Origin of the sequence: Gottfriedia acidiceleris (genome assembly GCF_050457485.1) — a bacterium.
GTDB classification, from domain to species: domain Bacteria; phylum Bacillota; class Bacilli; order Bacillales; family Bacillaceae_G; genus Gottfriedia; species Gottfriedia acidiceleris_D.
Genome location: NZ_JBCMJM010000008.1, coordinates 268,683 through 282,233, shown reverse-complemented (window position 1 = coordinate 282,233; position 13,551 = coordinate 268,683). Strand labels below are relative to the sequence as shown.

16 protein-coding genes and 1 pseudogene are annotated in these 13,551 nt (G+C 32.8%); 10 read left to right on the top strand and 7 right to left on the bottom strand.

The genetic code is table 11. From position 1 onward, the window contains the following. Window positions 1-158 precede the first annotated feature (158 nt). The gene (locus tag ABEY15_RS10070) at window positions 159-914 is read left to right on the top strand and encodes a hypothetical protein (protein ID WP_429889932.1); all 756 of its coding nucleotides are present in this window, start codon (window positions 159-161) and stop codon (window positions 912-914) included. A gap of 291 nt (window positions 915-1,205) precedes the next feature. Here the strand turns inward: ABEY15_RS10070 and ABEY15_RS10065 are convergent, their stop codons facing one another. Beyond that, window positions 1,206-1,811 carry a recombinase family protein gene (locus ABEY15_RS10065; protein ID WP_429889931.1) on the bottom strand — a complete coding sequence of 202 codons (606 nt, stop codon included), beginning with the start codon at window positions 1,809-1,811 and terminating at the stop codon, window positions 1,206-1,208. Between the two features lie 345 nt (window positions 1,812-2,156). On the opposite strand from ABEY15_RS10065, the gene ABEY15_RS10060 reads away from it, so the two are divergent. Both ABEY15_RS10060 and ABEY15_RS10055 read left to right on the top strand, forming a co-directional pair. Continuing rightward, the gene (locus ABEY15_RS10060) at window positions 2,157-2,411 is read left to right on the top strand and encodes a hypothetical protein (RefSeq protein ID WP_429889929.1); all 255 of its coding nucleotides are present in this window, start codon (window positions 2,157-2,159) and stop codon (window positions 2,409-2,411) included. 485 nt (window positions 2,412-2,896) lie between these two features. Further along, the gene (locus ABEY15_RS10055) at window positions 2,897-3,490 is read left to right on the top strand and encodes an SEC-C metal-binding domain-containing protein (RefSeq protein WP_429889927.1); all 594 of its coding nucleotides are present in this window, start codon (window positions 2,897-2,899) and stop codon (window positions 3,488-3,490) included. Between the two features lie 111 nt (window positions 3,491-3,601). Here ABEY15_RS10055 and ABEY15_RS10050 read toward each other — a convergent pair whose 3' ends face one another. The 4 genes from ABEY15_RS10050 to ABEY15_RS10035 form a co-directional block, all read right to left on the bottom strand. Next, complete coding sequence (locus ABEY15_RS10050) at window positions 3,602-3,820, bottom strand: hypothetical protein (protein ID WP_429889926.1); 219 nt, start codon at window positions 3,818-3,820, stop codon at window positions 3,602-3,604. A 118-nt stretch (window positions 3,821-3,938) separates the two neighbouring features. Next, window positions 3,939-4,265, bottom strand: a complete 327-nt coding sequence (locus ABEY15_RS10045) for a hypothetical protein (protein ID WP_429889925.1) — start codon at window positions 4,263-4,265, stop codon at window positions 3,939-3,941. Between the two features lie 42 nt (window positions 4,266-4,307). Continuing rightward, complete coding sequence (locus ABEY15_RS10040) at window positions 4,308-4,661, bottom strand: hypothetical protein (RefSeq protein ID WP_429889923.1); 354 nt, start codon at window positions 4,659-4,661, stop codon at window positions 4,308-4,310. Between the two features lie 9 nt (window positions 4,662-4,670). Then, complete coding sequence (locus ABEY15_RS10035) at window positions 4,671-4,901, bottom strand: helix-turn-helix domain-containing protein (protein ID WP_429889922.1); 231 nt, start codon at window positions 4,899-4,901, stop codon at window positions 4,671-4,673. A gap of 458 nt (window positions 4,902-5,359) precedes the next feature. Here ABEY15_RS10035 and ABEY15_RS10030 point away from each other — a divergent pair, with 458 nt between their 5' ends. After that, entirely contained in the window at window positions 5,360-5,485 is a 126-nt protein-coding gene (locus ABEY15_RS10030; RefSeq protein WP_429889920.1) for a hypothetical protein, read from the top strand. Here the strand turns inward: ABEY15_RS10030 and ABEY15_RS10025 are convergent. After that, window positions 5,482-7,002 carry a recombinase family protein gene (locus ABEY15_RS10025; RefSeq protein WP_429889919.1) on the bottom strand — a complete coding sequence of 507 codons (1,521 nt, stop codon included), beginning with the start codon at window positions 7,000-7,002 and terminating at the stop codon, window positions 5,482-5,484. The two genes, ABEY15_RS10030 and ABEY15_RS10025, sit on opposite strands and share 4 nt — an antisense overlap. A gap of 59 nt (window positions 7,003-7,061) precedes the next feature. Beyond that, a pseudogene (locus ABEY15_RS10020) lies at window positions 7,062-7,547 on the bottom strand (hypothetical protein); the annotation flags it as partial. 244 nt (window positions 7,548-7,791) lie between these two features. On the opposite strand from ABEY15_RS10020, the gene ABEY15_RS10015 reads away from it, so the two are divergent. The 6 genes from ABEY15_RS10015 to ABEY15_RS09990 all read left to right on the top strand — a co-directional run bounded on the left by ABEY15_RS10015 (window position 7,792) and on the right by ABEY15_RS09990 (window position 13,539). After that, window positions 7,792-9,069, top strand: coding sequence for an S-adenosylmethionine decarboxylase related protein (locus tag ABEY15_RS10015; RefSeq protein ID WP_429889918.1), 1,278 nt, complete (start codon window positions 7,792-7,794; stop codon window positions 9,067-9,069). 45 nt (window positions 9,070-9,114) lie between these two features. After that, a complete protein-coding gene (locus tag ABEY15_RS10010; RefSeq protein WP_429889917.1) occupies window positions 9,115-9,726 on the top strand; it encodes an SET domain-containing protein in 612 nt (203 codons plus the stop codon). A 528-nt stretch (window positions 9,727-10,254) separates the two neighbouring features. Then, on the top strand, window positions 10,255-10,977 hold the full coding sequence (locus ABEY15_RS10005) for an amino acid ABC transporter ATP-binding protein (RefSeq protein ID WP_429890069.1): 723 nt from the start codon (window positions 10,255-10,257) through the stop codon (window positions 10,975-10,977). Window positions 10,978-11,003: 26 nt separating this feature from the next. Next, window positions 11,004-11,786, top strand: a complete 783-nt coding sequence (locus ABEY15_RS10000) for an ABC transporter substrate-binding protein (protein WP_429889915.1) — start codon at window positions 11,004-11,006, stop codon at window positions 11,784-11,786. A 66-nt stretch (window positions 11,787-11,852) separates the two neighbouring features. After that, on the top strand, window positions 11,853-12,554 hold the full coding sequence (locus tag ABEY15_RS09995) for an amino acid ABC transporter permease (RefSeq protein WP_429889914.1): 702 nt from the start codon (window positions 11,853-11,855) through the stop codon (window positions 12,552-12,554). Window positions 12,555-12,801: 247 nt separating this feature from the next. Then, entirely contained in the window at window positions 12,802-13,539 is a 738-nt protein-coding gene (locus ABEY15_RS09990; protein ID WP_429889912.1) for an IclR family transcriptional regulator, read from the top strand. The last annotated feature ends 12 nt before the right edge of the window (window positions 13,540-13,551 follow it).

Sequence of the window (13,551 nt, the reverse complement as noted above, 5' to 3'; positions counted from 1 at the left end):
TTAATCATTAAAAGAGGGATTATTAAAATTGTGATTATTAAATTCTCAAACCCTTGATAGATAAGGCTTTTTAACGATTGATAATAACGAGGAAAATAATGATAAATTGGGAATTATTTCTAATCATAGTATAATAGACTTGCAAAGGGGGGATTTGAATGACAACTAAAACAAGATTGTCAGAAGTGCCAAAGTATAAAGAAGATATTATTTCATTCTTTAAATTTACAAAACATATCGATAGTCTAGTTCAAGGTAATTTATATATGAATAACCTTAAGTGTTATATTGATATGGAAAAAGAATCTGGCGTTAAAGGTGTCGGTGATCTATTAGAGGCTTCTCAGGTATATTCTAATGTAGATATTAGAATGTATAATAACGAAACAGGGGAATTAGCTTTATCTGGTATGAGGGGAAACATCAATTTTAGAGTGGACGGTATTGAGAAAACACCTGTCTATTGCCTGTTTGCTTTGACTTCTGATAAGTTAAAAATAGTGGAAGAGACAGAAGATTCTTATATTACTAAAATGGACTTTTCGGCTGACGAAATTGATAAGATGGTAAATGAATTTGGGGAAAGTGTTGTATTGATTAACGCTAAACAATTCATTGAAAGAGTTATGAATGTTTTTGATGAAAAAGGTTACGGATATAAGTTGGATCTAGTAAAATACGATGATTATTCAGTCAACTCTTCTAAAAGAATTGAATCGTATATGAAGAATAATAACGAAATCTTTTTCTGGAAAGATAAATTCTTTGAAAATCAAAACGAATATAGGGTTGTCATAACAAATCTTGAAACTGATGAACCAATTACAGTTAATATTGGTGATATAAGTGATATAACAGAAGTTTACAATGCAAGGGAAGTATTTAACGGTTTTAAAATTCATTTTAAAAAATAAGGTCAAAAGGAAAGCTGTTGAGATTTGTCTTAATGGCTTTTTAACGTTTTTTAGGTGTTCATTTTACCTGAGATTTTAAATACCATGCAAGGAAATAGGAGACGTATCAATGGGACTGTATGGTTATAGGTAATGCACAAATTGGATAGTGATGTGAACTCTTGGTACATATGGATTTGATAGAAATATACAATGTGCATTTTTGTGCAAAGTAAGGGGTTAAAAACGCTTCTTTGCCTCATTTACACGTCTGCCCTCAGATATTTTTTAAGCACAAAAAGAAGTTACCTGTTATAGTGTAGCCTTGTATTCTTTCACCTTTTTATAGAAAGTTGCCTTCTTCATTTTAACCTCGTCCATAAACTGCACAGCTGTAATTCTTCCAGCTTCCCATTCCTTATATAACTTAGTCCATTCTTTAGGAAGTTCTAACACTGGTCTACCTAAATGCTTTCCTTTAGCTTTAGCAACAGCTATCCCTTCTTCTTGACGCTGTTTAATGTTTAATCGTTCTTGTTCAGCCATTGAAGTGAAAACCTCGATAATGATATTGTTTATCATGTCAATTACCCATTCTTCTTCTTTTGGTCTGTCTTGCATTGTGGTAGGTATGTCAATGATCTTAACCCTGATGCCTTCTTTTTTGAAGTGTTCTAAATACTCTTTAATAAGTTCTTTATTACGCCCTAAACGGTCAATGGATTTAATATAAAGGGTGTCACCTTTTCTCATAGCTTTAAGCATATTCTGAAAGCCCTCACGTTCCATATCTTTACCACTTGCTTTATCACTATATATGTATTTCTCGTCCGTTACATAGCCTTTAACAGCTTCTAATTGTCTATCTAAGTTCTGATCTTTAGACGAAACACGAATGTACGCAAAGTTAATTCCCATAATTAAAACCACCGTTCTTTTATTTGATAGTCTAAATATACGTCAACTGTCCATAAAGGTCAATTGTTTTATAGACGTTTATAAAGGTTTATTTTTCTGTTAAATAGACGGTGTTTGAATATCTTTTTAGACCGTCCAGTAAGGTGTACCTTTATAAACGGATTTTTAAGTCGTGTTTGTTAAGTTACCTAAACTTACCTGAACTTAACTTCCCTGAATTAACATCAACTGAAATTAAGTTAAAAATGCAAACTTTAAATATATCACATTATATTGTAACAAGTAAATAATTTTATTGTATTTTCCCATGGGATATTATATTCTTTCATAAGAAGGGGTGGAAATATGAAGGAAGATCAAATGAAAAAAGTCCAAATGAAAGAAGATCATATCATTAGTTGTAATTTTAAATGTACAGAAGCTTTTTTTAATGAGTTTGAGGAATATAAGCAAAAATTAAATAACCTTAATCGCATTAGTAGACCTTTACATAATTCAGAGGTATTTAAATATATTTTAAGAAAGTCTATGGATAACTTTGATAATGAATATAATGTAGAGAAGAAATTAGAATGGATTAAAGAAATAGTTAACAAATAGAAATTAACCACTTAAGTTAATAGAATCACCAGTTTAAAACAACACAACACAACACATATGATATTAGAATACTAGACCAATGGGAATAAGAGTTCAACCTCACTCAATAGTGATAAAATAATGAGACAATCAAACAACGTGAGAAACAGTGTCAAATCAATGATTCAACATTCAAAGTTCAGACGGTATAAGGCAATAATAACACTACATATAGTATCCAGCACAGTCATGGCATATTAGATATAGGGTATGGCATGGGGGCGGGGTATGCCTCAGTGGTCAGTCTAGTGGATGCAAAATATACACCATATTTTTAAAACCATTTTAGGGATAGTTAGTAATCTATGAACTAATTAAAAATTTGTATGATATTATATAAAAATTGTAAGAAAAATAAGTCATAGTTAGTAGTTCTTACTACCTTATTTATCCAAAATTTGTTAAATTATGATATAATCGAATTATCAATTAACGGGAGGTTTTATATGAATCAGGTACCAGCTTTTTGTGATAATTGTGGTAATATCTTTCCATCAGGAATTGCATTTGAAAACTCAATGGGTATAACAATGATTGGAAATAAGTCACAATGCCCAAAGTGTGGTTTTATGGCAAGAATACCGGATGGTGTATTTAATTTTTACAATAATGCAATTGAAGTTTTACAAGCCACTGAAACTACTATAAAGGATCTTCAAAAGTTTTTCACTATAATTCAGACAGCTAACAAAGAAGAATCGACATCACAAGAAGTTAAACAAGAAATAGAAAATGAAGTACCAAAACTATCATTTCTAGCAAAATACCTTCCTCAAAATGCAAAAGAATTAGGGCCTTATCTATATGTAATTGTGGCTATAATAAATATTTTTACGGGTGGTGTAGAAATAAAGCCACATATAGAAATAAATCCAAAGACAGAAATAAATCAATATTATGTAGAACAACCATACCAGCAAGTATCACCACCAGCTTTAGAAGTACATAAACCTGTTGATTTATTTAATAGAAAAATCGGAAGAAATGAACCATGTCCATGTGAAAGTGGAGTAAAATATAAGTATTGTCACGGTAAATAAAAATTTAGCCACTAGCCATGAAATATAGCTAGTGGTATTTATATTTAAAAGTAACTATTTTAATCAGAAAAAAAATGAAAAATGTTTTTTTTATTTAGATTAAAACTTCTTTTATTTATTAAATATGTAGCTAGAAGGTAGTTTTTCTGTCTTAAAACGTAGACTAATGGTTTTACCCTCACTGTCCTTTTCTTCCTGTAAAACTGTAGCTATATAGTCGTTTTTTAACCTCTTAATATGCTTTGGAACGTTTGTGTAGATATCCCATTGATTTGTAGCTGGTTCATATATAATTACTGTTTCTTGTTCTTCTCTCTCGTAGTAATCCATTTCCTGTATCTCCTTTAAATAAAAAATCCCTGTCAGCAGTAGCCAACAGGGTTATGTTTTGGGATGCATTTATTTGAATCTCTAATTGATCTTCTAATGCTTTAACAAAGTAACCGTCTTAGAAACGTAGTGTCACATCTAAGTTAGGTGTAGTTCCACCTACGATAAGTGCATAGCGTACATAGTCTTTATTCTTAGCAAACATAACGCCATGAGGCGATACAGGAATAGGGAACGTTCCAATCTCATTGAAAGTCACACCGTCAGACGATTCTTCAAATTTAATTGAAAGAGTAGTGTCACCCACTAAGCCCGCAACGTCCACACGTACAGCACAAGCATGACCATTAAGTTCAATAGCCTCACTTGTTTCATTAGCTGTAACACCCTTCATTGTGTATTCGTTCTTTACATCACGCATACCGTAAAATAAATGATTTAACATATTTATTATCTCCTTTTCTATTTGTATATAAAAAGACTAACCTTAGTAAGTAAGGCTAGCCCTTGCACGTTCAACTCTATATTTGACTTCTTTTTCTAGGTGATCTTGTCTAATCTTTTCTTTCAATTCCTCAGCGTCTTTTTCTCGTTGAAGTCGTTCAGCTATTGCATTGCCTAAAGCGTCTTGTTCTTCTTGTGTGACCTTTTTCTGTTCGTAGATAGAAAATCCACTATTCATAGGGACGATATTCTCGTCACGTCTCATTTGGTCAACAGCAGTGCCAATGGCCATACGTACTGGTAAATGTAATTTGTTAACCTCTTCATGTGCTTGTGCGTCTCCATGTGCTAATGCACGAATAAATTCAGGATTAAAATTTGCCATAATTAAAACCACCTTCTAATTTTATTTGTTCTTTTCTACAAGTTCCGTAATGTGTAGTAACTCTTTTTCATCGAATTTCAGTTTCCCAATAGCAAGTAAAAGTTTCCCAGAGTAATATTCAGAAATAGGTATTTTCTTTGTCTCAATATCTGAAAGTCTTGCTTGGGGTATGCCACTATAAACTGCGAATTCACTTTGACTCAGCCCACGACACTTACGAATAATAGGTATCATTTCTGTTGTTAACTTCAATATTTCCACCTCACTAATTCATAATAATTTATGATTTCAAATCTAAATAGAAAAAGGCAAGGCTTTAAACCTCACCTTACTAATTGGAAAGATCAATCCAATGTAGTTATTCACCGATGGAAACCTATAAAAGAATTCCCTATTATGTAGTTTCGTGAGAAGTAGGGCTTTTACAGGTTTGAAAGTCATATTTTATTACCAAATATTTACTTAATCTTTAAATGTCCTAAAACATACTGAAATTGAAAGTACCTAAGTGAGAGGTACTTAAAGACAAACTAATAGGACAAACAAAGAAAAACTAATTAGTCCTAAAACGACAGTCATTCGCAAGTGCTTCTTTGAATAAACAAATTCAACGAGGTGCTGATACATATGAAAGATATAAAAAGAAGTAGAAAATATAGTAACAAAAATAATAAATCTGAATATTATGGCTTACGTGGGGTGATGTGATTATGAAAAATAAACGTACACCGAAAGTAACCATAATCAAAGCCACTAATCCTAACTATAAGCAAGCGGCTGAAATAATCGTGAAATATTCATTAACTAAGATGGAAAAAAACAAAGACGTATCCTAATTGGAAACGTCTTTTTCTTTTAGCTTTATTTCAAATTCATCTGCTGTATTTATTAACTCAAGACTTTCAAAAATTACTCTGTAAACTCGATTCTGATGTTCAATTTCAGTATTTTGAATGTTATTCAGGGAATCAATAGCGTTTTGGATAACAGATTTTCTATCATAATCTGATAAAGTTGCAAGTAGCCGTTCGTTATCCTCAAGTGCTACATTTAATTCCTTTAATTCTTTTTCTAGACCTGGTGCTAATCCTACATAATCCGCCTCAGTTAAAATCCCCTTAATTAAATAGCTTTTAGCATTTTGTAATTCTTTCTGTTTTTCTTCTACACTGCTTTTAATGTCTTTAATTTGTTGCAATACAGCGATTTTTTTATCACTTGTTGTATTTACTTCTACACTTTGTATTTCTTCTTTTAACGAGTTTTTGTATATTTCAATAGCGTTGTAGAAGTGGGGAAGAAGTTCATTCAATGAGATTGATTTATTAGGACATTTCTTTTCATTATATTTACCAATAACCTTCTGACACTTTCCAATCTGATAAGACGTTACACCATCTTTATTAGTCCATGATTTATGAAGGGGAAGTCTACTTCCACATATACCACATACAACTAATCTATCCAGCACTGTATTTATTTTAGTGTATCTAATACCTTGTGGATTCCTACTTCGTGAACGAATCATGTTACTTACTTCTTGAAATTCTTCAATCTTTAATAATGGTTGATGTGTATCACGCTTTATAACATCTTCATCAAACATCTTACTGTAATAGTGACTTTCACCTAAATACACTCGATTAGACAACATTCTTGTAATTGTACCAACGTCTTTCCATTTCTTACCCGACTTTGTAGTGTATCCTAGTTGGTTAAGTTGTCCAATGATTTCAGCTATTACATATCCTTCTAAAACCTTATCCACAATAAACCTAAATGTCTTGCTTTCAATAGGGTGTGGTATCAGTTCATCCTTATCTTTGAAGTAACCGAAAGGTGGCTTATTAACATATTTACCTTCCTTAGCACTTGCTAAAACCTTTACATTCATTCTATATGCAAAGTTTTCAAGTTCTTGCTGGTTCATAGCACCACGAATGATATTAGTTAGAAACTGATTTCTATCGTTAGGGAAGATGTAGCCTTCACGTAGGGAAAGGATAGCTATATCAGTGCCTTTCAATTCTTCATATACATTTGTTTGTTCATTTACTGAACGATATAGTCTTGATTCTTCTGTAACAATGATTAAATCATGCTTACCATCTATACAAGCCTTAAGCATTTTTTTATATTCTACTCTGGTTAGATCTGTGGACTTTGCCACATAGTCATTATAAATAACATAATCATTCCAGCCCTGTTCCTTACAGAAGTTAGTCAATTGCTTTAAGTGACTTTCAATAGTTTCTGTTTCGGTCTTTCCTCTAGCTTTCTTCGACTTTCTTAAATACAAGGCTTTAGGCTTATCAGAAGGCTTATAGTCAGCTTGTGAGAACGGTTTATACAATGTGTTCCACTCCAATTTATAAGATATTTATATACCTTATAATAACACACTTTTTCTCTAGAAAGAGCGATACCATGACCGAATAAATTCATTGCCATCGCAACACCTAATGCTGGTAACCCAACTCTTAAAGCAACTGGAAGTAAAACCGCACCAATTAAAGCCACTGCAGGAGACGGCCAGAAAAACCAAGAGACAACCATCATAACAATACCAATCGTCCAATAAGCTAGCGTGGCGTTTCTCATCACCTTTGTAAATGGACTGATGAGTGCCTGATGCACTCCACTATCAGTTAAAGCCTTACTCATTGAAACGATAATCGAGATTACTAGAATTGTAGAAAGTAATTCGGTTATGGCGTATATGAAACTAGAAAATAAGATGCTTACTGAACTAGATAGTGACTCAGTAGCTACCAAGCCAAGAAGAAATATTCCTGCGAGGCAGACTAGGCTTGTGTCACGTCTAAGAATTAAAAATAAAATAATTAAACCTATAAATGCTACATAAAGCCAATGGATGGCAGTTAAATCGACATGCATGAGAATAGCCCCCTTTCGTTACATATATTGGATAACAATATATGCATTCGCCTAGTTAGGGGTGAATGAGCGTTGTTAATAAAAAGCTGTTCAAAAAGGATAAGTAGTACAATATTAGACTGGAAACATATTCTCCATAGTGTGAAAAATAGTGCTTTTTATCTATTTTCTTGTCCAAACACTTTGTCTATTTCTTCATAAATTGAGTAATGTATAAACTTTACAAATTGATGGAGTTGAGTATATGAATGGAGAAGACACCGTAATTACACTTTTAGGTAGCTCAGGAGGGGTAGCAAAGGCGGTAATTTCGATTTTTAATAAAGCCTACATGAACGAAAACGATCCAATACATTATTTTATAAAAAATTCAAAGCTACATCTAATTGATATTAAACAAAAAGATAAAAATTATTATGAAAATATTGCTCCTAATTTAAAAAATAATATGATTCTTCATGAAATAGATTTAAATCATATTCCTTTATTTAAAAAACATCTTCAAGAAACACAAACATCAATTGTGGTTGATGTATCTTGGGCTGATACCGCGGAAATTTTGGAATGCTGTAATGAACTTGGAGTTAAGTATATAGACACAGCTTTAGAAAATACATTTATAGATGAAAATGAAACTCTTTTTTCTGGATTTCAATTAATGGAACGTTTCAGAGTATTTGATGAAAAAAAGCCTTCTTTTAAAAATACTTCAGCGATTATTGGTTCAGGCATGAATCCAGGTGTCGTACAATGGATGGCAATCGATTTAATGAATCAATACGCTGACGAAAAACCTCTTGCTTGTTATATTGTAGAGCACGATACCTCATTTTATGAAAACCCTAATTTGGCTAAAAAAAATACTGTTTATACAACTTGGTCGCCAGAATGTTTTCTTGAAGAAGCGATCTCAAGCTATCCGATGTTTATGGCACAACATACTCCTATTTTTCTTGATCATGATGTGTATTCTGTTGAATTTAAAGTGACTTTAGGCGAAAAGGTATTTTACGGATCGTTAATGCCTCATGAAGAAGTTTATACGTTAGGAAGTTTATTCAACGTTGAAAGTGGATTTCTATATCGTGTTAACGAAAACACTACTAGTTTGATTCGTGATAATTTAGAGGATGTAGATGTAATTTGGGATTTTGATCAAATGTTACTAGATCCGTCTTATGCACCTTTAATAGGTGAGGATTTAGTTGGTGTCCTTCTTGTTTATGAAGATAAAGAAAGATTTGTTTATAATGTAATGAATAATAAAGATGCATATGCAAGCTATGGTACAAATGCAACTTATCTTCAGGTTGCTTGTGGAATATATGCCGGAGTTGCTAGTTTATTATTAGATTCGCTTAAAAAAGGTACCTATTATGTAGATGAGTTATTGTTAAATACGGATAGTATGTATGGATCGTACTTGAAATTTCATATGCCACATTTTGTATATGGACAGAATGAAGAAAGTGATGGGTTGCTACTACAAAGAATGAAACCTTATAAAGACAGTGATATTTAAAAATGAGATTTTATTTATTAATATATCTTAAGGAGGAATTCGAAAATGATGCACCCGGATACAGAAATTCGGTATGTAAGTGAGCAAGTAGGCGTTGGTGTGTTTGCAACAAAATTAATCCATAAAGGAACCATTGTCTGGATTAAAGATGATTTGGATTTGGTTCTGACAGTGGAATATATTGAAAGTCTCGATGATGTACGAAAAGAGTATGTATATAAATATTCCTATTTAGATACTGACGACATACATGTACTTAATTGGGATCACGCGAAATATATGAATCATAGCTTCAATCCAAATTGTGTAGATACAGCTTATGATTTTCTTTTGGCTGCGAGAGACATTAAACCAGGAGAACAATTAACAAGTGATTATGGAACGTTCGGTCAAAATGAAAAGTTTGAATGTCTACCTGAAGAAGGAACAACAAGAACAAAAGTGACTGAAAATGACTATTTAATCTGCTATGCTGAGTGGGATCGGATTGCAATAGAGGCGTTTAAGTTTTTCAATATGGTAGAACAACCGTTAAAACATTTAATTAGTGAGGAATATCTTAATAAAGTAAATGCGGTTGCTAATGGAACAGAACCACTAGATTCTATCCTCACTTTATTTATTGATGAGGAAGAGGAAGAGGATGACTTTGAGTAAGATTCTTTCATTCTTGTATTAAGAGTCATATTCTTCTTCAAAAAACATACTGCTACTCATGTGTTACCAAGTTAAACAACTAAATTCAAAATTACTAATTTCATTTTATTTTTATTTAAAAAGACCAGCATTAAACCTTGCCACATCTATGTTGGTACAATATTTAGTCAGAATAAATTGCTCGATTAGATGCAATCAAATTTTAATAAAAACACTCCATTTATTTATGAATACAAATGAATGAGTGTTTTTTTATTGTCTTTAAAATTTAATTACGATCCAACTAAATCTGTTAGAAATTGGTAGTCACGTGATGTTAAACGTCCAATATTATATGAAACTTGAAAATCATAAAGAGATTAATGAAACTAATTGTACTAAATTAGCTACATGATTAACTCCAATAATAGAAAGTAAATTACTTAATGACGGAATAGTCAGAATTGTGTATAATGTTAATAAAATAGAAATGGTTTCCGCATTGTGGAAAAAGTGTTGTTATTTACTCGATGGGAGGGTTGGATGAATATGATCCAGATCAAAAGTGTAAGTAAATCATTTGGGCCTTTACAAGTATTAAAAGGAATTGATTTAGCGATTAAAGAAAAAGAAGTGGTTGTTTTATTAGGAGCAAGCGGATCAGGAAAGAGCACTCTTTTAAGATGTTTAAACTTTTTAGAAATCAATGATTCGGGAGACATTTATTTTGATGGTGAATTGGTTCAACCTAGTAAAACAGATTTGAATAAAATTCGGTCAGAGGTTGGTATGGTTTTTCAACACTTCAATCTCTTTCCGCATAAAACTGTTTTAGAAAATATAATTGAAGCTCCTATTCATGTAAAAGGAATGAAAAAGAGTGAAGCAAAAGAGATTGCTTATGTTTTGCTACAGAAGGTTGGACTGACAGATAAGGCTGATGAATATCCAGATATGTTATCAGGCGGACAAAAACAAAGGGTTGCGATTGCACGTGCACTTGCGATGAACCCAAGGGTTATGCTGTTTGATGAGCCGACTTCAGCCTTAGATCCGGAACTAGTAGGGGAGGTTCTTCAAGTTATGAAACAGTTAGCAAGTGAAGGGATGACAATGGTTGTAGTCACTCACGAAATGGGTTTTGCTCGAGGTGTAGCGGATCGAGTTTTATTCATGGAGGAAGGTCTAATTTTAGAGGAGGGTACACCTAAACAGTTTTTTGAAAATCCACAAAATGAAAGAACAAAACAATTTCTTAATAGTATTTTATAATTTAAAAAATAATGGAGGTAAGTGTAATGAAAAAGAATTGGCATGGTATTTTATTATCTTCAATGATAGCAGGGGCAATATTTCTAAGTGCATGTGGGGCAGATAAAACCAGTAATCAAGCGAGTTCAAAAGAATTTCATTACGCGATGAGTGGGTTATATAAACCATTTAACTTTAAGGAAGATGGCAAACTTGCTGGATTTGATGTTGAAATTGGTAAAGCACTTTCAGAAAAAATGGGAATGAAAGCTGTACCAGTCACAAACCCATGGGAAACTATTGTACAAGGATTAGTGTCCAATAAGTATGATGCGATTTTGGGGAGTATGACGATCACTGATGAACGATTGAAGGTGGTTGATTTCAGTAATCCATATTATATTTCAGGTTCTCAGATTTTTGTCGCTGATAATAATAAGGAAATCAAATCTGCAGAGGATTTAAAAGGGAAGAAAATTGGCGTTGTAAAGGCAAGCCCTTATAAAGATTTAGCGATTAAATATACTGGAAAAGAAAATGTTGTTGATTATGATAGTGATCTGACGGCTATTATGGATCTTCCAACTGGTAGACTAGATGCTGTTATTACGGATCAAATGGTTGGCTTTAGAGTCATTAAAGAAGGAAAGGCTAAGATTAAGGATGTTGGCACACCACTAACTCACGATAATCAAGCAATTGCTGTAAGGAAAGATGATAAAGAACTTGAGAAGAAAATTAATAAGGCTTTAGATGAAATTATTAAAGATGGAACTTACGAAAAAATTAGTCAAAAGTGGTTTGGTCGCAATATTCTTGAAGAAAAATAATAATAGAATACTAGCGTAAAATAAGAGCCTAAGATTTTTAGGACAAGATGAGGGGTGAGGTTCATCATGCATATATTTTTAAATACATTTCATGTGTTTTTAGTAGCAACTTTATTAACATTAAAATTGACAATAGTATCTACTATCTTAGGAAGTGGAATAGGTCTTATATTTGCATTTTTCAGACTCTCACGGATTAAAGCACTCAATTATATTGCTAATCTATATATTACGGTCATTCGTGGGACACCGCTTATTGTTCAAATCGCCATTTTATACTTCGGACTTTCTAGTATTATTACATTCTCGCAGTTTTGGGCTGGTGCATTGGCGTTAGGTGTGCATAGTGGAGCATATATTGCTGAAATCTTTCGTGGTTCAATTCAATCAATTGACCGAGGACAATTGGAAGCTGCCCGTTCTCTTGGGATGTCCCAACCTTTAGCAATGAGAAGAATCGTCCTACCTCAAGCATTTAAAATGGCGATTCCTGCTCTTGGTAATCAGTTTATCATTGGATTAAAAGATTCTTCACTTGTAGCATATGTAGGAATGCAAGATTTATGGGGAGCAGGACTAAGTGAGGCTGCCTCTAACTTTGAACAAATGAATACATATATTGTCGTAGGTTTATATTATCTTGCGCTTGTGTTAATCATAACGTTTGGAGTTAAAAAGCTTGAAGATTCTTTGGATGTGAGTCGCGGTAAAAAACGAAAAATAAGAAAAAATAAGTCTAATGCATCATTAGAATCAATAAAGTTGTAAATAAATTGGAAAAACAGACGATAAACTTGTAAGATAGATGTAAAAAATAATTACTCTCACAATTATTCATTTGCAAGTTCGAAATGAAAACATGAAGAGCTGAGATACTAAAAGTCAACGCATCTTTAAAGAAATGTTCGTATACTACCAGTACGTAATGAACGGGAATCTCCCTAACGGGGAATATTCCCAGATTTTTGAACAGACTCCCCAAGATAAGAAGTGAAGAGTCATAGGAGTTATGATCATGGTCCAATCAATTGACCGAGCTATGCTTATTATCGATATCCTAAATTCGGATGAATCCAAAAGTAATTGGCAAATTACCGAATTAGCGGAAAAAACATCTCTATCTCTCGGTACGCTTCACCGATTACTAAACGCTTTAATCCAACATGGACTTGTTGTTCAAATACCTGAAACCAAGCATTACAAGTTGGGTTATAAATGGATGGAACTTGGCCTCCGTCAACTGGATAAAATGGATTTCAGGTTAGTTGCAAGACCAGTAATGGAACGTTTGGCAAACCATTTAGAGGAAAGTATTTATTTAAATATTGAGAGTGGTATAGATGGAATTGTGATTGATAAAATTGACAGTCCTTTAAAAATTAGAATTGCTGAAAATCTCGGTATCCGAATTTCACTACATATTGGTGCTCCCAATAAAACCATTCTTGCTTATATGAAAGAGTATGAAATTCAACAAGTACTAGATCAGCTTAATCTTTCACCTGATTCAACATCGATTTTAAAACAACAACTGGTTGAAATTAGACAAAATGGCTATGCAATAAGTCAAAGTGAAAAAACAGAGGATACGGCAGCTATTGCGGCTCCAATTACTGGATACAACAACAAAGTGCTTGCTGCTTTAAGCGTGAATGTACCAGGATTTCGTTTTACTCAGGAGCGTATTCCGTTCTTGATTGAAGAAGTAATGAAAGCAGCAGAAGAAATTTCAAAGAAGATAGGGAAAATATAGTTTATATAGCTT